The sequence below is a fragment of the Frateuria sp. GZRR33 genome (assembly GCF_051900425.1).
Lineage (GTDB): Bacteria > Pseudomonadota > Gammaproteobacteria > Xanthomonadales > Rhodanobacteraceae > Frateuria_A.
This window is the reverse complement of the sequence record NZ_JBHZGK010000014.1, coordinates 17,258-36,511: the sequence shown is the minus strand read 5'-3', so window position 1 is coordinate 36,511 and position 19,254 is coordinate 17,258. Positions and strand designations below refer to the sequence as shown.

At 68.4% G+C, this 19,254-nt stretch carries 17 protein-coding genes; 11 read left to right on the top strand and 6 right to left on the bottom strand.

The annotated features are described in order from the left end of the window. The first annotated feature begins 120 nt into the window (after nucleotides 1-120). From tgt to motB, 6 genes are all read left to right on the top strand, one after another. Entirely contained in the window at nucleotides 121-1,245 is a 1,125-nt protein-coding gene (tgt, locus tag ACFWZU_RS14870) for a tRNA guanosine(34) transglycosylase Tgt (protein WP_439702309.1), read from the top strand. 298 nt (nucleotides 1,246-1,543) lie between these two features. Continuing rightward, entirely contained in the window at nucleotides 1,544-1,876 is a 333-nt protein-coding gene (gene yajC, locus ACFWZU_RS14865; protein ID WP_439702308.1) for a preprotein translocase subunit YajC, read from the top strand. Between the two features lie 79 nt (nucleotides 1,877-1,955). Further along, nucleotides 1,956-3,836 carry a protein translocase subunit SecD gene (gene secD, locus ACFWZU_RS14860; protein ID WP_439702307.1) on the top strand — a complete coding sequence of 627 codons (1,881 nt, stop codon included), beginning with the start codon at nucleotides 1,956-1,958 and terminating at the stop codon, nucleotides 3,834-3,836. A 13-nt stretch (nucleotides 3,837-3,849) separates the two neighbouring features. Beyond that, nucleotides 3,850-4,824, top strand: coding sequence for a protein translocase subunit SecF (secF, locus tag ACFWZU_RS14855; protein WP_439702306.1), 975 nt, complete (start codon nucleotides 3,850-3,852; stop codon nucleotides 4,822-4,824). A gap of 185 nt (nucleotides 4,825-5,009) precedes the next feature. Next, a complete protein-coding gene (gene motA / locus ACFWZU_RS14850; RefSeq protein WP_439702305.1) occupies nucleotides 5,010-5,879 on the top strand; it encodes a flagellar motor stator protein MotA in 870 nt (289 codons plus the stop codon). Further along, complete coding sequence (gene motB / locus ACFWZU_RS14845; RefSeq protein WP_439702304.1) at nucleotides 5,876-6,949, top strand: flagellar motor protein MotB; 1,074 nt, start codon at nucleotides 5,876-5,878, stop codon at nucleotides 6,947-6,949. Before motA ends, motB begins: the two co-directional genes overlap by 4 nt. 244 nt (nucleotides 6,950-7,193) lie before the next feature. Here the strand turns inward: motB and ACFWZU_RS14840 are convergent, their stop codons facing one another. The 3 genes from ACFWZU_RS14840 to ACFWZU_RS14830 all read right to left on the bottom strand — a co-directional run bounded on the left by ACFWZU_RS14840 (nucleotide 7,194) and on the right by ACFWZU_RS14830 (nucleotide 8,798). Beyond that, on the bottom strand, nucleotides 7,194-7,733 hold the full coding sequence (locus ACFWZU_RS14840; protein WP_439702303.1) for a GNAT family N-acetyltransferase: 540 nt from the start codon (nucleotides 7,731-7,733) through the stop codon (nucleotides 7,194-7,196). A 20-nt stretch (nucleotides 7,734-7,753) separates the two neighbouring features. Next, complete coding sequence (locus tag ACFWZU_RS14835; RefSeq protein WP_439702302.1) at nucleotides 7,754-8,206, bottom strand: SET domain-containing protein-lysine N-methyltransferase; 453 nt, start codon at nucleotides 8,204-8,206, stop codon at nucleotides 7,754-7,756. 247 nt (nucleotides 8,207-8,453) lie between these two features. Then, complete coding sequence (locus ACFWZU_RS14830) at nucleotides 8,454-8,798, bottom strand: ComEA family DNA-binding protein (protein ID WP_439702301.1); 345 nt, start codon at nucleotides 8,796-8,798, stop codon at nucleotides 8,454-8,456. Between the two features lie 221 nt (nucleotides 8,799-9,019). Here ACFWZU_RS14830 and ACFWZU_RS14825 point away from each other — a divergent pair, with 221 nt between their 5' ends. From ACFWZU_RS14825 to ACFWZU_RS14805, 5 genes are all read left to right on the top strand, one after another. Continuing rightward, nucleotides 9,020-10,453, top strand: coding sequence for a M20 family metallopeptidase (locus tag ACFWZU_RS14825; RefSeq protein WP_439702300.1), 1,434 nt, complete (start codon nucleotides 9,020-9,022; stop codon nucleotides 10,451-10,453). Between the two features lie 4 nt (nucleotides 10,454-10,457). Then, nucleotides 10,458-11,150, top strand: a complete 693-nt coding sequence (locus ACFWZU_RS14820) for a YggS family pyridoxal phosphate-dependent enzyme (protein ID WP_439702299.1) — start codon at nucleotides 10,458-10,460, stop codon at nucleotides 11,148-11,150. A 258-nt stretch (nucleotides 11,151-11,408) separates the two neighbouring features. Further along, nucleotides 11,409-12,035, top strand: a complete 627-nt coding sequence (locus ACFWZU_RS14815; RefSeq protein WP_439702298.1) for a C40 family peptidase — start codon at nucleotides 11,409-11,411, stop codon at nucleotides 12,033-12,035. A 260-nt stretch (nucleotides 12,036-12,295) separates the two neighbouring features. Further along, nucleotides 12,296-12,946 (top strand): rhomboid family intramembrane serine protease, encoded by a 651-nt coding sequence (locus ACFWZU_RS14810; protein WP_439702297.1) that lies wholly within the window; start codon nucleotides 12,296-12,298, stop codon nucleotides 12,944-12,946. Between the two features lie 25 nt (nucleotides 12,947-12,971). Further along, the gene (locus tag ACFWZU_RS14805; protein WP_439702296.1) at nucleotides 12,972-14,333 is read left to right on the top strand and encodes an amino acid permease; all 1,362 of its coding nucleotides are present in this window, start codon (nucleotides 12,972-12,974) and stop codon (nucleotides 14,331-14,333) included. Nucleotides 14,334-14,424: 91 nt separating this feature from the next. Here the strand turns inward: ACFWZU_RS14805 and ACFWZU_RS14800 are convergent, their stop codons facing one another. The 3 genes from ACFWZU_RS14800 to ACFWZU_RS14790 all read right to left on the bottom strand — a co-directional run bounded on the left by ACFWZU_RS14800 (nucleotide 14,425) and on the right by ACFWZU_RS14790 (nucleotide 19,239). Further along, nucleotides 14,425-15,117 (bottom strand): aspartate/glutamate racemase family protein, encoded by a 693-nt coding sequence (locus ACFWZU_RS14800; protein ID WP_439702295.1) that lies wholly within the window; start codon nucleotides 15,115-15,117, stop codon nucleotides 14,425-14,427. A 334-nt stretch (nucleotides 15,118-15,451) separates the two neighbouring features. Continuing rightward, nucleotides 15,452-18,292: an RNA polymerase-associated protein RapA gene (rapA, locus tag ACFWZU_RS14795; protein ID WP_439702294.1), complete on the bottom strand. Its 2,841-nt coding sequence runs from the start codon at nucleotides 18,290-18,292 to the stop codon at nucleotides 15,452-15,454. 269 nt (nucleotides 18,293-18,561) lie between these two features. Further along, complete coding sequence (locus ACFWZU_RS14790; RefSeq protein WP_439702293.1) at nucleotides 18,562-19,239, bottom strand: Fe2+-dependent dioxygenase; 678 nt, start codon at nucleotides 19,237-19,239, stop codon at nucleotides 18,562-18,564. Between the last annotated feature and the right edge of the window lie 15 nt (nucleotides 19,240-19,254).

Below are 19,254 nucleotides of genomic sequence, written 5' to 3'. Positions count from 1 at the left end.
GGTCGGGGCTCGCCTTGTGGCGCCTCAGGGCCACGCTTCGAACCACCTCACCCGCAAGACCCGCCCCTTACCCCAGCCCTCTCCCGGAGGGGAGCGGGGGAAAAACGCGATAATCCCTCGATGACCTCCATGAAATTCGAACTGCTCGCCCGCGACGGCGCGGCCCGCCGCGGCCGCCTGGCCTTCCCCCGCGGCACCATCGAAACCCCCGCCTTCATGCCCGTGGGCACCTACGGCTCGGTGAAGGCGATGACCCCGCGCGACCTCAAGGAACTGGGCGCCGAGATCATCCTGGGCAACACCTTCCACCTGTACCTGCGGCCCGGCCTTCAGATCGTGGAGAAGTTCGGTGGCCTGCACCGCTTCATCGGCTGGGACAAGCCGATCCTCACCGACTCGGGCGGGTTCCAGGTGTTCTCGCTGGCGCACAAGCGCAAGCTGGCCGAGGAGGGCGTGACCTTCGCCTCGCCGGTGGACGGCTCCAAGGTGTTCCTGTCGCCCGAAGTGTCGATGAAGATCCAGACGGTACTGGACTCGGACATTGCCATGATCTTCGACGAGTGCACGCCCTATCCGGCGACCGAGAAGCAGGCGGCCGATTCGATGGAAATGTCGCTGCGCTGGGCCGAACGCTCGCGCCGCGCCTTCGACGAGCTGGACAACCCCAATGCGCTGTTCGGCATCCTGCAGGGCGGCGTGTACGAGCCGCTGCGCCGCCGCTCGGCCGAGGGCCTGGTCGGCATCGGCTTCGACGGCTATGCGGTAGGTGGCCTGGCGGTAGGCGAGCCGGAGGCCGAGCGCAATCACACGCTGGACTTCACCGTGGGCCTGCTGCCGCAGGACAAGCCGCGCTACCTGATGGGCGTTGGTCGGCCGGAGGACATCGTCGAGGCCGTGCGGCGCGGCATCGACATGTTCGACTGCGTGATGCCGACCCGCAATGCGCGCAACGGCTTTTTGTTCGTGCCCGAGGGCACCCTGCGCATCCGCAACGCCAGGTATGCCGACGACACCCGGGTGATCGAAGAAGGCTGCGACTGCTACGCCTGCGCGAACGGCTTCTCGCGCGCCTACCTGCGTCACCTGGACCGGTGCAACGAGATGCTTGCCAGCACGCTTGCCACGCACCATAACCTGCGCCACTACCAGCGGCTGATGGCCGGGTTGCGCGAAGCGATCGCCGTCGGGGCGCTGGAAAGCTTCGTTGCCGCGTTCTACGCCCGCCGCCAGCGGGGCGCGGCATAGGATCTCTTGTAGGAGCGCCCTTGGGCGCGACCGCCATGTCGGCCGAGCCTACAACCCCAGCGATGGCTGGATTGCGGTCGCGCCCAAGGGCGCTCCTACAAGGTCGATGCGGGGAGGCCGGGAACTTCCCTCTAGGCCTGCTTACCAAGGCGCGGCGCTTGCAAACGCCGCGCTGCGCCGCCATGCAGGGACGCGTGAAGCCGCCGTGCATGCCCTTGGGGTGCATGGCATAATCCAAGACCTTTTTCTGGCGTGGAACGGAAATTCCTGTCCGCGCCGCTACTTGCAGGATGAAACGATGAGCTTCCCGATGTCCCTGGTGATCGCCCAGGCCGCCCCCGCCGCCGCGCCGGGCAACCCGCTTTTCAGCTTCCTGCCCCTGATCGCGCTGTTCGTCATCTTCTACTTCCTGATGATCCGGCCGCAGATGAAGCGCCAGAAGGAACACCGCACCATGGTCTCGGCGCTGGCCAAGGGCGACGAAGTGGTCAGCAACGGCGGCATCGCCGGGCGCGTGGACGAGGTGGGCGAGAGCTTCCTGACGGTCGAGATCGCGCCGAACGTCAAGATCAAGCTGCAGAAGGGCGCCATCTCCCAGGTGCTGCCCAAGGGCACGCTGAAGTCGTCCTGACATCCGGGCCAGCCAAGGCCATCCGCCGCGGCTTCAGGGGCCGCGGCCTTCGAAGTAACGAGAAACGGGCTTCCCAGGCATGAGTGACTTTCCACGCTGGAAATACGCGCTGGTCGCGTTGGTATTGCTGTTCGGCATCATCTACGCGCTGCCCAACGCCTTCCCGCCGGTACCGTCGGTGCAGGTGCTCGCCACCCACGGCGCGCCGCTCGACGCCTCGGTCAAGCAGAAGGTCGCCGGCGCGCTGACGGCGCAGAAGGTGGCCTACAGCGGGCTGGCGATCGAGGGCGACCACCTGGTGGCCGACTTCCCCAACGCCGATGTGCAGGCCAAGGCGGCCGACGTCATCAAGGGTGCGCTGGGTGACAACTACACCGTCGCGCTCAACCTGGCCTCGACCGTGCCGGGCTGGCTGCGTGCCATCCACGCCAATTCCATGCCGCTGGGCCTGGACCTGCAGGGCGGCGTGCACTTCCTGATGGAGGTGGACCAGAACGCGGTAGTCGACAAGCAGGAGGAGCGCTACGCCGACGACATCCGCAGCCTGCTGCGGGAGAAGAACATCCGTTACGAGTCGGTGAGCCGCAACGCCCAGCGCGGGCAGGGCATCAGCGTGGTCTTGCGCTCGGCCGCCGACCGCAGCGCCGCCGCCGATGCGATCGCCACCGAATATCCCGACCTGGTGGTACAGGACGGCGCCAGCACCGGCGACCGGTTCCTGCTAACCGCCACGGTCAAGCCCGAGAAGCTGCGCGAGCTCGCGCTGGCCACCATCCGCCAGAACACCGCGACGCTGCGCAACCGCATCAACGCGCTGGGCGTGTCCGAGCCGCTGATCCAGCAGCAGGGCGAAGACCAGATCGTGGTGGAACTGGCCGGCGTGCAGAACCCCGCCGAGGCCAAGAAGGTGATCGGCGCCATTGCCACGCTGGAATACCGCGCGGGCATCGGCTATCCGGGCGATCCGCGTGCCGTAGAGGCCGCGCGCACCGGCAACGTGCCGCCGGACGCCAACCTCTACTACGAGCGGGGCACCAACCGGCCGGTGCTGGTCTCCAAGCGCATCATCGCTACCGGCGACGAACTGGTGGATGCCGCCTCCGGCGTGGACCAGCAGAGCGGCACGCCCAAGGTGGACGTGACGCTGAGCGCCTCGGGTGCCAAGAAGATGCTCGACTTCACCAGCGCCAACGTCGGCAAGCCGATGGCGGTGGTGTACGTGGAAACCGTCTACGACACCAAGATCGTCGACGGCAAGGAAGTGCACATTCCGCACACCACCCAGGAGGTCATCAGCGACGCGACCATCCAGGGCGTGTTCGGCAAGCAGTTCCAGACCACCGGCCTGAACAGCCCCAAGGAAGCCTCCGAGCTTGCGCTGCTGCTCAAGGGCGGCTCGCTGGCCGCGCCGATGAACATCGCCTCGCAGTCGGTGATCGGCCCGAGCATGGGCCAGGACAACATCGAGAAGGGCCTGCGCGCGGTGCTGCTGGGGCTGGGGCTTGTGCTGCTGGCCGCGGCGATCTACTACCACCTGTTCGGCCTGGTGGCGGACATCGCCCTGTTCTTCAACCTGGTGATCCTGGTCGCGGTGATGTCAATGATCGGCGTGACCCTGACCATGCCGGGCATTGCCGGCATCGTGTTGACGCTGGGCATGGCGATCGACGCCAACGTGCTGATCTGCGAACGCGTGCGCGAGGAGCTGCGCAATGGCTCCAGCCCGCACGCGGCCATCCGCGCCGGCTACGACAAGGCCTGGTCGACCATCCTGGACGCCAACGTCACCCACCTGATCGCGGCGCTGGCGCTCACCACGATGGGCTCGGGCCCGATCAAGGGCTTCGGCGTGACGCTGCTGATCGGCATCCTGACCTCAATGTTCACCTCGGTCACCGTGACCCACGCGATCACCGCGCTGATCCACGGCAACCGCAAGCTCAAGACCCTTTCGGTGTAAGGGCGGGACGGCAATGGAAATCTTCAACCACAACAGCAACGTTCCCTTCCTGCACTGGCGCAAGATCAGCATCGTCATCGCGGCGCTGCTGATGATCGCCTCGGTGGGCCTGCTGCTCACCCGCGGCCTCAACTACGGCCTGGATTTCACCGGCGGTATCTCGGTCGAGGTCAAGTACGACCGCACGATCGACATCGGTGACGTGCGCCAGGCGCTCGATGAGGCCGGCATCGAGAACCCGGTGGTGCAGAGCCTGGGCGGTTCGCGCCAGGTGCTGATCCGCCTGCAGCCGAAGGCCGACGGCAAGGGTGGCGCGGCCGCGCCGGGCGAAGGTGCCTCGGCGCGCGCCGACAAGGTCGCCGCCGCCGTCATGGCCGCGCTCAAGAAGCGGCGCCCGGACGCGGTGGAGAGCAGCCACAGCTTCGTCAGTCCGCAGGTCGGCGACGAGCTCAAGAGCGACGGCTCGATCGCCGCGATCTTCGTGATCATCGGCATCGGCGTGTATCTGTGGATCCGCTTCGAGCGCCGGTTCGCCATCGCGGCGTTGCTCACCGAGGTGCACGACACGCTGGTCACCCTGGGCGTGATCTCGCTGGTGCAGCGCGAGTTCGACCTGACCGTGCTGGCGTCCGTGCTGGCGGTCATCGGCTATTCGATCAACGACAAGGTGGTGGTGTTCGACCGTATCCGCGAGCTGTTCCGCCTGGCCCGAAAGGCCGATCCGGAGGAGATCCTCAACCGGTCGATCAATACCACGCTGTCGCGAACCATCATCACTTCGCTGTTCACCGGCATCACCATGGCGGCGCTGTACTTCTTCGGCGGCCCGCAGGTGCACGGTTTTGCGATCACCATGCTGATCGGCATCGTGGTGGGCACGCTGTCCTCGATCTTCGTGGCCAGCCCGATCCTGCTGTGGCTGGGGGTGTCCAAGAAGGACCTGATGCCGCAGACCAGGGACAACCCGGAGCTTGCGCGGCGGCCCTGAGGTGCCTGTGTCTTTCGGAAAAAGCCCGGCCCCGTGCCGGGCTTTTTCGTTGGCCGTCGCGGGATCGGAGGGTTCCGGGGCAAGCCGCGACCCTGATTCCGTCCGCACCTTCGAGCGTTCAATTTTTCCGCCGGCCGACCGATAACCCGGGGTGATCGCAAGGCGTCGCGCGCCCGGAGTGGGAAATGCTGGTTCTGGTAGGAACGTTGGTCGTCATCGGCTGCGTGCTCGGCGGCTATGTGATGTCGCATGGACAGCTGATGGCGCTGTGGCAGCCCTATGAGCTGCTGATCATCTTCGGGGGCGCGATCGGCGCCTTTCTCACGGCCAATTCCAGCAAGGTGGTCAAGGCGGCGCTGAGCGAGACGGCGGCGCTGGTGAAGGGCCCGACCTACAAGAAGCAGGACTACGTGGACCTGCTGGCGCTGCTGTACGACATCTTCGGCGTCATGCGAAAGGAAGGCGTGCTGGGGATGGAATCGCACATCGAGGATCCGCAATCGAGCGCGGTGTTCTCGGCCTATCCGCGGCTGCTGCGCGAGCACCACCTGGTCGAGTTCATCACCGACTGCCTGCGCCTGATCGTGGGCGGCAGCATGGAGCCGCACGAGCTGGAGGCACTGCTGGACGCCGAGGTCGAGAACCACCACCACGAGGCCGAAGCGCCGGCGCAGGCGGTGGCCAAGATGGCCGACGCGTTGCCCGGCTTCGGCATCGTCGCGGCGGTGCTCGGCATCGTCACGACCATGTCCAACCTGGGCGGCGACACCTCGCGCATCGGCGAGCACATTGCCGGCGCGCTGGTGGGCACTTTCCTGGGCATTCTCCTGTGCTATGGCTTCATCGGACCGGTTGCGGCCGCCATGGAAAGCCGCGTGCGCGAGGACGGCAAGGCGTTCGAGTGCGTCAAGGTGGCGTTGCTGGCCAACCTGCGCGGCTACAACCCGAAAGTCTCGGTGGAGTTCGCGCGCAAGGCGCTCTCGGCGCATGCGCGGCCGAATTTCCAGGATCTCGAGGATCACCTCAAGGGCGCTCGCGCCGGGGCCGGCGCATGAGCGAGGGAGGCGGCCCGCCCATCATCATCAAGCGGGTGAAGAAGCAGGCGCACGGCCACCATGGCGGCGCCTGGAAGGTGGCCTACGCCGACTTCGTCACGGCGATGATGGCGTTCTTCCTGGTGATGTGGATCCTGGGCGCGGGCACGCGCGAGCAGAAGGCGGCGATTTCGGAGTACTTCAGGAACCCCAGCATGACCCCGGGCAACGCGACGATCGCACCGCCGGGCCGCATGGGCCCCGGTGGCGCGAGCGACGCCGCCGTGCAGCTGGGCGGAGCGATGGATCTTTCGCACGGTCCCGGCAAGGACCGGCACAACGGCCCTTCCGCGCCGGTGTCCAAGGAGGCCATCGAAAAGCGCGCGCGTGAACAGGAGAAGGCGCGCCTGCAGGAGTTGATGCAGCAGCTGCATGCCGCGATCCAGAACAGCCAGGCACTGGCGCCGTTCAAGGACCAGCTGCTGCTGGACATCACCTCCGAAGGGCTGCGCATCCAGATCGTCGACAAGCTCAACCGCCCGATGTTCGACCTGGGCAGCGCGCAGTTGAAGGACTACACCCGTGCCATCCTGGGCGAGCTGGGCACCTTCATCAACCGCGTGCCGAACCGGATCAGCATCACCGGGCACACCGACGACGCGCCCTACGCCAACGAGCGCGACTACAGCAACTGGGAACTCTCCACCGACCGCGCCAATGCGGCGCGGCGCGCCTTGCTGACCGGTGGCATGCAGAAGGGCAAGACCGCCCGCGTGGTCGGGCTGGCCGCCTCGGTGCCGCTGGACAAGATGCACCCGGACAATCCGATCAACCGTCGCATCAGCATCATCGTGATGACCAGGGAGGCCGAGGCCGCGGCCTTGTCGCAGGACGTGGTCGACAGCCGGCCCTCCCAGGACAAGGAACAGCCCACGGCTTCGGTGCTGGCACCGACTACGCCGGCGGCGCATGCAGTTCCGGCTTCCGTGGCGCCGGCGGAAACCATGCCCGCGGGCGAGGCCATGCCGGCCGCGCCGATGGCCGCCACGGCGCTACCGGTGCCGCCGACGTTGCGACCGGCGGGTCGCTAGACGCCCGGCGGCCGGCATAGTCGCCATTTCTCGGCGCCGGTTGCCGGTTGCCGGTTACCGGGTGTTGCGTGGCGCCCATGGCGGCGGATCGAGGCGTTTCACCGAATGCTGGCACCGCCTGCACCCTCCAGCAGCCATGGGCGATGCACTGGTCTTGCGCGACCAACCTGTGCGAACGCTGGTGGCTGGCGGTGGGGATTCGGTCGCCGCGACGGCTGCGACTTGCCCCGCCGATGACCGCTGCCTAGGCCCAGGCCCGTCGCGGCTCGCGGACAGGCGGGTAATAGGCGAACACGTGGTTCTGGCTGCCGTAGAAGTCCATGTCCTCGATGTGCTCGCCCCCGAGCCGTTCGGCCACGCGGTCGGACGCTTCGTTGCCGATGCGTACCAGGCTGATCACACGCGATGCGTGCAACTGGTTCCAGGCGAACTCGAGGATGGCGTGGCCCGCCTCGGTGGCGTAGCCGCGATGGCGGAACTCCGGCTTGAGCATCCAGCCCAGTTCCAGGTCCGGCCAGCCCTCCGGATACATCAGGCCGGCGCGACCGGCGAACTGGCCCGTGTCCCTCAGTTCCAGCGCCCACATGCCACAGCCGCGCAGCTCCCAGTGCCCCAGCAGCATGGCCAGCGAGCGCCAGGCGCCGGTGCGGTCCAGCGGCTGGCCGTCGCCGATCCAGCGGGTGCTGTCCGGGTCGGCGAGCATGGCGGCGTAGTCGTCGAAGTGGCGCGCGGTCAACGCGGTCAGGCGCAGGCGCGGCGTTTCGAGGGTGGGAATATTGGACATCGTCGTCGGTACAGCAGCCGTTACCTGAGCAATCGGCTCAGCGCACGCGTACTTGAGGCCAGGCTCTCGGCCCATTCGTACCCGACGATCTTCTCACCGGTGGCGGTGTCGATAAAGTCTTCGGCCTGTCCCGGCGGCAGCAGGTGCCGGTAGTCCACGGTGAGCTCGGTGCCGGCCGGCAGGTCGGCCAGTGCGAACACGAACCCCAGGTGCCACAGGCCGGTCGGTTCGAAGCTGTGGTTGATGTAGCACTCGTCGGGCCATTCGGGCGAGAGCGTGTAGCGATCCTCGAACCAGCGTGCGCTGGCGTAAGCCATCTCGGGACGTGCGGCCAGGTCGGCGGCGCTCCAGGTGTGGTCGATCGCGTCCGGCGCGGTGATGATGCGCCCGGCGGCCACGTCCTCGTCCAGGAACAGGCCCTTGCCGGCGCCGCCGATGGTGGAGGCGGCAATGCGGTAGCGCGGAAGGATCATGGCGTGCCGGTGGCGTGGAAAGCGCGCGAGTGTAGCGCAAGCGCGTCGCCGCGCTGCCTGCGCGGAAGCCGGCCCGGCAGGTGCCACGGGGTGCCCGTCCCTGGGCGGTGGCCTGCCACTGCCATGGCTGGGAGAGCGCTCCGCGCTCCTGAGGCGGTTGGAGAGAGGAAGTGTCGGCGGGGTTTGCCTTCCTCTCCCCAACCTTTTCCCGGGCGTCGCCCGGAAAAGCGAGACGATCTGCCGCCGATCAGCCCTTGGCGGCGGCCTTGGCCTTGTGGTGCGCGCTCTTCTTCGCCTCCGCCTTGGGCGGCGGCAGGTCGCCGCTGAAGCGGATGGCGTCGTGGTTGCGCTCGAGCGTGCCCTTGCCGATGCCCTTGACCTGGGCCAGGTCCTCCACGCGCTTGAACGGGCCGTGCGCCTTGCGCCAGGCGACGATCGCCTGCGCCTTGGACTGGCCGATGCCGTCCAGCGACTTGGCGATGGTGGCGGCGTCGGCCTTGTTGACGTTCACCGGCGTGGCGGCGAATGCCGGCAGCGCCAACGAGGCCGCGAAGGCCAGTGCGACGAGCAGTGGGCGGAACTTCGACTGCATGGGTTTTCCCTCCCTCAGGATGCGTTGGACGGCACCGTTGCCGTCGGGAAAGTGTGGCCGCGCCCACGGCTCGGGGCAGTCGGCCAGGAGCGTTGCGTTCGGGCAGGTTGGGTCGCCCGCGCCTGTGGGCCATGGCCGACGCGGTGTGGGCCGTGACGGGCCCTTCCGGTGCGGCTGGTACACTAGACGGCTTCCCCGTATGTATTGAAGGAGTCTCGCCCATGGATACCGCGCGCCTGTCCGGCTTCATCGGTGGCTTGTGGGACGACGAGATCGTGCCGAAGCTCGTCGAGTACATCCGCATCCCCAACAAGTCGCCGATGTTCGACGCGCAGTGGGCCGAGCACGGTTACATGGACCAGGCGGTGGCGCTGCTGGAGGGCTGGGCGCGCGGCAAGCTGGCTGCGCTCAAGGGCGCCACGCTCGAGGTGGTGCGCCTGCCGGGGCGCACGCCGCTGATCTACATCGACGTGCCGGCCACGCTGCCCGGTTGCGAGGACACCGTGGTGCTCTACGGCCACCTCGACAAGCAGCCGGAAATGACCGGCTGGGCCGAAGGCCTGGGCCCGTGGACGCCGGTGATCAGGGGCGACAAGCTCTACGGCCGCGGCGGTGCGGATGACGGCTACGCCATGTTCGGCTCGCTCGCCGCCTTGCTGGCGCTGGCCGAGCAGAACGTGCAGCACGCCCGCTGCGTGATCATGATCGAGGCGTGCGAGGAGTCCGGCAGCTACGATCTGCCGCATTACGTGGACCATCTGGCCGCGCGCATCGGCAACCCCTCGCTGGTGGTGTGCCTGGACTCGGGCTGCGGCAACTACGACCAGCTCTGGCTGACCACCTCGCTGCGCGGCATGACCGGCGGCGAGCTGACCGTGCAGGTGCTGGAGGAGGGCGTGCACTCGGGCGATGCCTCGGGCGTGGTCCCGTCCAGCTTCCGCATCCTGCGCGAGATCCTCTCGCGGCTGGAGGACCCGGCTACCGGCAAGATCAAGCCGGAAGAGCTGTACGTGGAGATCCCGGCGCAGCGCATCGAGCAGGCGCGCCGCTCCACCGAGGTGCTCGGCGAGGCGGTGTACGACAAGTTCCCGTTCGTCGAGGGCATGCAGCCGGTCACCACGGATCTGGTGGAGCTGGTGCTCAACCGCACCTGGCGCCCGCAGCTGGCGGTCACCGGCGTCGGCGGCATGCCGGCGCTGGAAAGCGCGGGCAACGTGCTGCGTCCGTTCACCGCGGTCAAGCTCAGCCTCCGCGTGCCGCCGACGCTCAACGGCGCCAAGGCCGGCAAGTTCCTCAAGGAGCTGCTGGAGAAGGACCCGCCCTACGGCGCCAAGGTCAGCTTCAAGCTGGAGAAGGACGGCAGCGGCTGGAACGCGCCGCAACTGTCGGCGTGGCTGGAGAAGGCCGTGGCCGAGGCGTCCGAGCACTACTTCGGCGCGCCGGCGGCCTACATGGGCGAGGGCGGCTCGATCCCGTTCATGGGCATGCTGGGAGAGAAGTTCCCGCAAGCGCAGTTCCTGATCACCGGCGTGCTGGGCCCGCATTCCAACGCACATGGCCCGAACGAGTTCCTGCACATCCCGACCGGCAAGAAGGTCAGCATGGTGGTGGCCGAGGTGGTCGCCCGCCACGGCGAGCAGGCCCGCAAGGGCTGATCCCATGGCGGCCCCGGCCGATACGCTTGCCACGCGCTGGGCCGAGGTCCGCGCGCGCGTCGATGCGGCCTGCCGCGCCGCCGGGCGCAACCCGGCGGACGTGGCCATCCTGCCGGTCAGCAAGACTTTCCCGCCGGAGGTGGTGCGCGAGGCAGCGGCGCTGGGCCTGTCCCGCTTCGGTGAGAACAAGGTGCAGGAATTGCGCGAGAAGACCGCCGCGCTGGCCGACCTGGCGCTCGAGTGGGTGTTGATCGGCCACCTGCAGACCAACAAGGCCAGGGACGTGGCGCGGCTGGCCAGCGAGGTGCAGTCGCTCGACCGGCCGGAACTGGCCGACGCATTGCACCGCCGCCTGGAGACCGAAGGCCGCACGCTCGACGTGCTGGTGCAGGTCAAGACCTCGCCCGAGGAAAGCAAGCACGGCCTGCCGCCGGAAGCGCTGCCGGGTTTCCTCGACCGCCTGCGCGATTACCCCACGCTGCGGGTGCGCGGGCTGATGACCATGGCCGTGCAGTCGGACGATGCCGAGGCCGTACGCGCCTGTTTCCGCCGGCTGCGCGAGTTGCGCGATGCCGCGGCGGGGCGGGGGCATGCGTTGCCGCGCCTGTCGATGGGAATGAGCGGGGATTTCCCGCTGGCCATCGCCGAAGGGGCCACCGAGGTGCGCATCGGCACTGCGATTTTCGGGCGGCGCTGATCCTGCTCTTCCGGGAGGAGCGCACCCTGTGCGCGACCGCCGATGTATCCCGTCGCGCACAGGTGCGCTCCTGCAGGAGGCGCCGCCTGCCTGGCTCCTGTGCTCCCAGTCACACGCCTGTGTGAACGTTCTGAAACGCCAGGGTCTACTTAACGTCAATCCAACATCCAGGCGGAAGGCCTTTGCTAACGTCGACCCCCTCGCCAAGCCGCCACGGCGGCCCTGGCCAAGCCCCGACCTGCAAAGGGATTTTCCTGCATGCCCTGCCAGCGCCTGATCGCAACCGCCGCCCTGTTTGCCGCGTTGCTTGCGATCGCGCCTGCGCATGCCGCCGAACGCACGATCCCGACGCCGGCCGTCACCCCGCTGCTGGCCCCATTGCCGCTGGCCAACCTGGCGCCGGCGCTGGCCCAGGCCACGCTGCCGGCCGATCCGGCTGCGCTGGCGCCGGTGCAGGCGCAGGATGAGGGTCCCGTCGACGAAGCTACGCGCCTGCGCCAGGCGCTGGTCGCGCTGGCCATGCAGCTGCGCGACGTGCGCTACGTCCGTGGCGGCCGTTCGCCGGCGACCGGCTTCGATTGCAGCGGCTTCGTCCGCTACGTATTCGCCCATGCGATCGGCCTGAATCTGCCCGCCAATTCGGCGCGGCAGTTCCTCGCCGGTGTCAAGGTCAAGCGCGGCGACATGCAGCCGGGCGACCTGGTGTTCTTCCACACCCGCGGCAAGAAGCGCATCTCGCATGTGGGCATCTACCTGGACAACGGGCGCTTCATCCACTCGCCCTCGGCGGGCAAGTCGGTGGAGGTCTCCAGCCTCGACGAGGCCTACTGGGCCAAGCGGTTCGCCGGTGCGCGCCGTCCCGAGGGCATCGCGCAGAACGGTTGAAGGGAAACACCACGGGGGTTTCCGCAGTCGGGCCGCCAACAGGCGGCCTTTTTTCTTGGCGAACCGGATGACGCTCGGCCCTTCGGTTTCGGCCTACGGCCTATGCGCAGGGCGGACGGCGGGGTGCATGTCCGCACCGGATTGCAGACCGAGCCGCTCGTCTCGAGCCACGCTGCAGGCCAAAGCCCGCACACTCCGGAGCCGAGGCCTTCGCGCGGTCGCGTTTGCGTTACCCTCACGAGGTTCCCATCGGATTGCCCATGCCTTTCCAGCTCCCGCCCGTCACCCGCAACCTGCTCATCGCCAACGTCGCGGTCTACCTGCTGCAGATGCTGCTGGGGGACGTGCTCGTCATGCACTTCGCGCTGTGGCCGTGGGGCCCCGACCATTTCCTGCCCACGCCCGACGGCATGGTCGCGATCGGCTTCCGCCCGTGGCAGCTGGTCAGCTATGCCTTCATGCACGGCGGCTTCGAACACATCGCCTTCAACATGCTCGCGCTCTACATGTTCGGCGGCCCGATCGAGCGGCTGTTCGGCGGTCGCGAGTTCCTGCTGTATTACTTCGTCTGCCTGATCGTGGCGGCGCTGGCGCAACTGGTGGTGGTGCAGTGGTTCACCCACGGCTTCTATCCCACGCTGGGCGCCTCCGGTGCCATCTTCGGCGTGCTGCTGGCCTTCGGCATGATGTACCCGCACGAGAAGATGATGCTGATCTTCCTGCCCATTCCGATGCCCGCCTGGCTGTTCGTGACCGGCTACGCCGTGATCGAGCTGTTCCTGGGCGTGACCGGTACGCAGGCCGGCGTGGCCCATTTCGCGCACCTGGGCGGCATGCTGGGTGGCTACGTGCTGATCGAGTACTGGCGTGGGCGACTGCCGATCAAACCGAAGCGCCGGTTGATGCGCTGACCCTTCCTCTCCTGACAGGCACCACATGAGCGAGCAATTGCAGCGGCAGCTCACGCCGCGCCACATCACCTTCATGGCTCTGGGCATGTGCATCGGCGCAGGCCTGTTCCTGGGCTCGGCCAGCACCATCAAGCTGGCCGGGCCGTCGGTGCTGATCGCCTACCTGTTCGGCGGCGCAATGATCTTCGTGATCATGCGCGCGCTGGGCGAGATGGCCGCGCACGAGCCGATCGCCGGCTCCTTCAGCGCCTACGCGCACAGGTACCTGGGCCCCTTCGCCGGCTACCTGACCGGCTGGAACTACTGGGTGCTGATGATGGGCGTGGGCATCGCCGAGAGCACGGCGGTGGGCATCTACATGAAGGACTGGTTCCCCGAGCTGCCGCAGTGGATCTGGGCGTTCGCCTCCGTCGTGATGATCGGCGGCCTCAACCTGATGGCGGTGAAGGTCTACGGCGAGCTCGAATTCTGGTTCGCGCTGATCAAGGTGCTGACCGTTGTGCTGATGATCCTCGGTGGCTTCGGGATCATCTGGTTCGGCTGGGGCAACGGCGGGCAGCCGGTCGGCATCTCCAACCTGTGGACGCACGGAGGCTGGTTCCCCAACGGCTTCACCGGCATGGTGCTGGCGCTGCCGGTGCTGGTGTTCTCCTTCGGCGGCATCGAGACGATCGGCATGGCCGCGGCCGAGGCCGCGCATCCGGAGCGCACGATTCCGAAGGCGGTCAACTCGGTGATCTGGCGCATCCTGATCTTCTACATCGGCTCGCTGTTCGTGATCATGGCGATCTATCCGTGGAACGAGCTGGGCACGCAGGGCAGTCCGTTCGTCACCACCTTCGCCAAGCTGGGGATTCCGCAGGCGGCCGGGCTGATCAACTTCGTGGTGATCACCGCCGCGCTGTCGAGCTTCAATTCGACCACCTTCAGCGGCAGCCGCATGCTGCACAGCCTGGCGACCAAGGGCCAGGCGCCGGCGGCGATGGGGCACCTGAGCACGAGCGGTGTGCCGGTACGCGGCGTGATGGTGACGATCTTCTTCCTGCTGCTCGGCGTGCTGATGAACTACCTCGTGCCCGAGCGCATCTTCGGCATGATCATGTCGATCCTGGCGTTCAACACCGTCTGGACCTGGGGCACGGTGCTGGTGGCGCACTGGCGCTTCCATCGTCGCCAGCCCGAGCCGCTGCCGTTCCGGCTGCGGCTATGGCCGTTCTCGAGCATCCTGGCGCTGGCCTTCCTGGTGTTCGTGCTGGTGATGCTCGGCTACAGCCCCGACACGCGCGTGGCGCTTTACGTGGGCGCCGCCTGGGTGGCGTTGCTGACCGTGGCGTACTGGGGTTTCGGCATCGGCCGGCGCATGCGTTCGGCGCTGGTGGCAGTCTGATTCACGTCGACCCGGCGTAGGGTAGGCTTCAGCCCACCGGCAGGCTTGCAGGGATGCAGGGATGCAGGGTGGGCTGAAGCCCACCCACGGGTCAGCCCAGCGCGAACTTCACCGCCGCGGCGGCGTGCAGCGCAGCGGTGTCGAAAACCGGTACCCCCGCGTCGGCGTCGCCCAGCAACAGGCCCAGTTCGGTGCAGCCGAGGATCGCGCCCTGTGCGCCGGCGCGGGCGCCATCCGCAATGAGGCGCAGCAGGTAGTCCCGTGCCTGCGGGCGGAATTGCCCGGCGCAGAGTTCTTCGTAGATCACCCGGTGCAGCTCGGCGCGCTCTGCGGGCTCGGGTGCCAGGCACCGCACGCCGTGGTCGCGTTCCATGCGCTCCCGGAAGAACGGCTGCTCCATGGTGAAGGCGGTGCCGAGCAGCAGCACCGTGGCCAGCCCCTCCGCACGGATCGCACGGCCCGTGGCGTCCACGATGTGGATCAGCGGCAGCCCCGTGGCGGCCGCCACGGTGTCGGCCACGATGTGCATGGTGTTGGCGCCGATGAGAATGCATTCGGCGCCGCCTGCGTGCAGGCGACGTGCGGACTCGGCCAGCAGCATGCCGGCACGGTGCCAGTCGCCTTCGCGCTGGCAGGCGGCGATGACCGAGAAGTCCAGGCTGTCCAGCAGCAGCCGCGCCGAATGCAGGGGACCCAGGCGGTCGCGTACGCCGCGGTTGATCAGGCGGTAGCACTCGACGGTCGATTCCCAGCTCATGCCGCCGATCAGGCCGATGGTGCGCATGGTTTTTCCGGATGTGACGGTGCAGGCGTCGAGTGTGCGGCGAAGAGGGCGGCAGCTCAATGTGGGCGAGGGGGATTCCGCTTCGGTCGCCCCCATCCGCCTGTCGGCACCTTCCCCCGTGAACGGGGGAAGGCTCACGCGTGCAGTATCCGGGCTGAGAGGCTCAGGCGTGCAGCAGCTGTCCGGTAGCCTTACGCGTGCAGCATTCGATCGGAGAGTTGACGCGTGAGGCATCCTTGCGGGGGCTCTGCGTGCGACACCCGATCCTTCCCCCGTTCACGGGGGGAGGTGCCCGAAGGGCGGATAGGGGAAGCCCTGCGGGAAACCCTGTGAGTCAACGCAATGCCAGGAAATCCGGGCTGGCGACGAAACGCACGGCATCCAGGCGCAGGCGCGATTGCGGCAGGGCGGCGAGCAGGGCCTGCCGTTCGGTGGCCAGCGTGGCGATCTCGGCGGGGTTGATCGACGGATTGACCTCGCGCAGCGCACGCAGGCGCGAAAGCTCCGCGTCCAGCTCCGCGGTGGCCTGGGCGACGGCGTCGGCGATGTGCTGCTGCGCGCGCTCGGCCGCGATTGACTCGGCCTTTTCCAGCATCGGCGGCACCAGCTTGGCGAGGAACTTGCGGTAGCGCGGTACCTCGATGTTGCGGTCGGCCGCCTTGCGCACCGCCGCCTCGCTGGGCTCGAAGCCGGCGCGTTCGGCCAGCCGCGTGTCGATGGTGACCACCAGCGGCAGCGCGGGCAGGAAGCGTTCGGCGTCGAGCGCGCGGTCGGCCACGCATTCGAGCAGGAACACCGCCTGCAGCAGCGCGCTGCGCGGCGGCAGCGCGTCGTCGACCATGAAGGCCGCGTTGCCCTGTTCGCCCGACAGCGCCAGGTCCAGTGCGCCCTGCACGAGCGGATGATCGAAGCGCAGCAGCGGTAGCTCCTCGCGCGCCAGTGCCACCTCGCGCGCGAAGGTGGCCGAGACCGGGCCTTCGGCAAAACCGGGCAGGGCGTCGGTGGAAAGGTACTGCGGGTCGAGCAGCAGCACCTTGCCGCCCAGTTCCTCGGCGTGGATGCCGAAGGCTTCCAGCAGGCGCTGCACGTAGGCGTCGCGCGCGGGATCGACATCCTGGCGGCGGAACGCCTGGCCCAATTCGTCCGCATGCGGGTCGCGGCTGGCGGCCAGCTCGAGCAGGTGGTCGCGCCCGGCGCGGATCAGCGCGGCCAGCTCCTCGTGGGTGGCCCGCGTGTCGGCGATCAGCGCGTCCAGTTCCTGGTCGCGGCTGTCGGCGTTGCGCGCGTGTTCTTCGGCCAGTTGCACCAGCGGCTCGCCATAGCGGCGCAGCAGTTCGCGCCCGTCGGCGGGGCTGGAGCGGAAGGCGTCGATGCCCTCGTCGTACCAGCGCGCGAGCACGTGTTGCGCGCTGTCCTGCACGGCGAGGATGTGGATGGCGATGTCGTGGGTCTGGCCGATGCGGTCCAGGCGGCCGATACGCTGTTCGAGCAGGTCCGGGTCCAGCGGCAGGTCCCACAGGATCAGCCGGTGCGCGAACTGGAAGTTGCGCCCTTCCGAGCCGATCTCGGAGCACAACAACAGGCGGGCGCCGTCCGGTTGCGCGAAATAGGCGGCGTTGCGGTCGCGCTGCACGATGCCCAGCCCCTCGTGGAAGCGGGCGATGCCGGCGCCTGTGCGGGTGCGCAAGGCTTCCTCCAGTGCGAGCACCTTGGCCTGGCTGCGGCAGATCAGCAGGAACTTGTCCTGCGGATGGGCGTCGAGCAGGGCGACCAGTGCGTCCAGGCGCGGGTCGCTGGCGTAGTCCAGTTCGAGCGCCGGGGCGGGCTGCTGGATGTCGGCGTGGAATTCGGCCAGCAGCGCCTGGCGGGCGTTTTCCTCGAGCGTGTCCGCGTCGATCAGTTGCCACTCGGGCACGCGCCGCGGGAAGCCGCCGATACCGGCGCGGCGGTTGCGGAACATCGCGCGGCCGGTGCCGTGGCGGTCGATCAGCGCGTCGAGCAGTTCGCGCGCGGCGGCCGGGCGGGTGGCATCCTCCAGCAGCGCGAGCAGGCCGGCGTCGCCGGCGAAGATCCCGCTCAGCGTGGCGCGTTGCGCGTCATCGAGCGCCTCGCCCGACTGCAGGCGGTCGGCGATCGGCGAAAGCGCCTGGAAGCGCTCGGCTTCGGACAGATAGACGTCCAGGTCGTGGTAGCGCTGCGGATCGAGCAGGCGCAGGCGGGCGAAGTGGCCACTGCGGCCGAGCTGTTCGGGCGTGGCGGTCAGCAGGATCACGCCGAGGGTCTTTGCGGCCAGTTGCTCGACCAGCGTGTAGCGCGGGCTGGCTGCCTCGGGCGTCCAGGCCAGGTGGTGCGCTTCGTCGACGATCAGCAGGTCCCAGTCGGTTTCGAGCAGCTGGCGGGCGCGCCTGGGGTTGTCTTCCAGGAAGCGGAAGTCGGCGATCACCAGTTGTTCGTCATCGAACGGATTGCGCCCGTCGCCGGACTGCTCCACCGCCTCGCAGCGCTCTTCGTCGTAGATCGCGAAGCTCAGGTTGAAGCGGCGCAGCAGCTCGACGAACCACTGGTAGACCAGCGTGTCCGGCAGCAGCACCAGCACGCGCGAGGCGCGGCCGGTGGCGAGCTGGCGGGAGAGGATCATGCCCGCTTCGATGGTCTTGCCCAGGCCTACCTCGTCGGCTAGCAGTACCCGCGGCGGGCGCCGCGAGGATGCGATGCCGGCCACGCGCAGCTGGTGCGGCACCAGTCCGATACGTGCCGCTTCCAGGCCCCAGGTCGGCGAGCGGCGCGCCTGTGCGCGTCGGCGCAGGCCTTCCAGACGCAGCTCGAACTGCGCCACGGTGTCGGTGCGCCCGCCGACCAGGCGGTCGTCGGCCTGGCTCACGCTCTGTTCGTCGTCGAGCTGGCCTTCGTGCAACTCGCGCCCTTCGCCGCGGTAGATCAGGAGGTCTTCCTTGATCTCCACCCGCTCGACCAGAAAGGCCAGACCCTTGCCGGCGACGCGTTGGCCGGGGCGGAATTCGGCGCGCACCAGCGGTGCGGAATCGATGGCATAGGGACGCAGCACGCCGGCCTTGGCGAAGAGCACCTGGACGCCGCGACCCTCCACCCGAAGGACGGTGCCCAGGCCCAGCTCGGGTTCGGCGGTGGAGATCCAGCGTTGACCAGGTACGAACATCGTGCTGCCGAGGTTGCATGAAGGGGCGCCGATTATCCGCTCCCCGTCGTGTAGAGGGAACCGCTGAGGTGTCGATCCTTCCCCCGCGAGCGGGGGAAGGTGCCCGAAGGGCGGACGGGGAAGCCTTGCGGTGTGGTGTGCTTGTCGACTCAGGGCCAAAGCTTCAGTGCCGGCGAGGCCCAGGCATCGCGCTCCGGTTGCCCCCATCCGCCTGTCGGCACCTTCCCCCGCGTGCGGGGGAAGGACTCGGTATGGGGGCTGAGCTTTGGTCAGGTTTCCGACCAGCGCCGAAGGAGGTTGTGATAGACGCCGGTGAGCTGCAGCAGGGCGTCGGCGTCGGCGCCGCTTTGCGTCAGGCGCTGGATCGAGTCGTCCAGTTCCAGCAGCAGTTGGCGCTGGCCGTCGTCGCGCACCAGGCTTTGTGCCCAGAGGAACGCTGCCGTGCGCGCGCCGCGCGTGACCGGCTCGACGCGATGCAGGCTGCTGGCCGGATAGACGATGGCGTCGCCGGCCGGCAGCTTGACCTCGTGCTCGCCGTAGAGGTCGTTGATGATGAGCTCGCCGCCGTCGTAGTCCCCGGGCTCGCTGAGGAACAGCGTGCACGAGACGTCCGAGCGCAGCTGGCCGCCGTCGGGCAGGGCCATGACCGCGCCGTCCACGTGCGAGCCGTAGTGTCCACCACCCTCGTAGCGGTTGAAACGGGGCGGCAGCACGCGCTGCGGCAGCACGGCGGCGTGGAAGAGCGGATGGCGCGCCAGCGCGTCCAGCACTTCGCGGCCGAGCTCGCGCCGCAGCGGCGAGGTTTCCGGCAGCTGCCGGTTGCGCTTGACCTTCGCGCCCTGCGGCCCGACGGTCTCGCGGCCATCCGTCCAGGTGGCGCCATCCAGCGCCGCGCGCATGCGGGTGACCTGCGCGCGGTCCAGCACGTTGGGGATGTGCAGCAGCATGACGGTGCCCCTGGT

Excerpts from the sequence above, each read along its gene's own strand:
- motA (WP_439702305.1), top strand. The coding sequence starts at position 5,010 with ATGCTGGTTCTGGTAGGAACGTTGGTCGTCATCGGCTGCGTGCTCGGC.
- ACFWZU_RS14805 (WP_439702296.1), top strand. The coding sequence starts at position 12,972 with ATGAGCGAGCAATTGCAGCGGCAGCTCACGCCGCGCCACATCACCTTC.
- ACFWZU_RS14830 (WP_439702301.1), bottom strand. The coding sequence starts at position 8,798 with ATGCAGTCGAAGTTCCGCCCACTGCTCGTCGCACTGGCCTTCGCGGCC.
- yajC (WP_439702308.1), top strand. The coding sequence starts at position 1,544 with ATGAGCTTCCCGATGTCCCTGGTGATCGCCCAGGCCGCCCCCGCCGCC.
- ACFWZU_RS14825 (WP_439702300.1), top strand. The coding sequence starts at position 9,020 with ATGGATACCGCGCGCCTGTCCGGCTTCATCGGTGGCTTGTGGGACGAC.
- ACFWZU_RS14820 (WP_439702299.1), top strand. The coding sequence starts at position 10,458 with ATGGCGGCCCCGGCCGATACGCTTGCCACGCGCTGGGCCGAGGTCCGC.
- secD (WP_439702307.1), top strand. The coding sequence starts at position 1,956 with ATGAGTGACTTTCCACGCTGGAAATACGCGCTGGTCGCGTTGGTATTG.
- ACFWZU_RS14840 (WP_439702303.1), bottom strand. The coding sequence starts at position 7,733 with ATGTCCAATATTCCCACCCTCGAAACGCCGCGCCTGCGCCTGACCGCG.
- ACFWZU_RS14835 (WP_439702302.1), bottom strand. The coding sequence starts at position 8,206 with ATGATCCTTCCGCGCTACCGCATTGCCGCCTCCACCATCGGCGGCGCC.
- secF (WP_439702306.1), top strand. The coding sequence starts at position 3,850 with ATGGAAATCTTCAACCACAACAGCAACGTTCCCTTCCTGCACTGGCGC.
- tgt (WP_439702309.1), top strand. The coding sequence starts at position 121 with ATGACCTCCATGAAATTCGAACTGCTCGCCCGCGACGGCGCGGCCCGC.
- ACFWZU_RS14815 (WP_439702298.1), top strand. The coding sequence starts at position 11,409 with ATGCCCTGCCAGCGCCTGATCGCAACCGCCGCCCTGTTTGCCGCGTTG.
- rapA (WP_439702294.1), bottom strand. The coding sequence starts at position 18,292 with ATGTTCGTACCTGGTCAACGCTGGATCTCCACCGCCGAACCCGAGCTG.
- ACFWZU_RS14790 (WP_439702293.1), bottom strand. The coding sequence starts at position 19,239 with ATGCTGCTGCACATCCCCAACGTGCTGGACCGCGCGCAGGTCACCCGC.
- ACFWZU_RS14800 (WP_439702295.1), bottom strand. The coding sequence starts at position 15,117 with ATGCGCACCATCGGCCTGATCGGCGGCATGAGCTGGGAATCGACCGTC.
- motB (WP_439702304.1), top strand. The coding sequence starts at position 5,876 with ATGAGCGAGGGAGGCGGCCCGCCCATCATCATCAAGCGGGTGAAGAAG.
- ACFWZU_RS14810 (WP_439702297.1), top strand. The coding sequence starts at position 12,296 with ATGCCTTTCCAGCTCCCGCCCGTCACCCGCAACCTGCTCATCGCCAAC.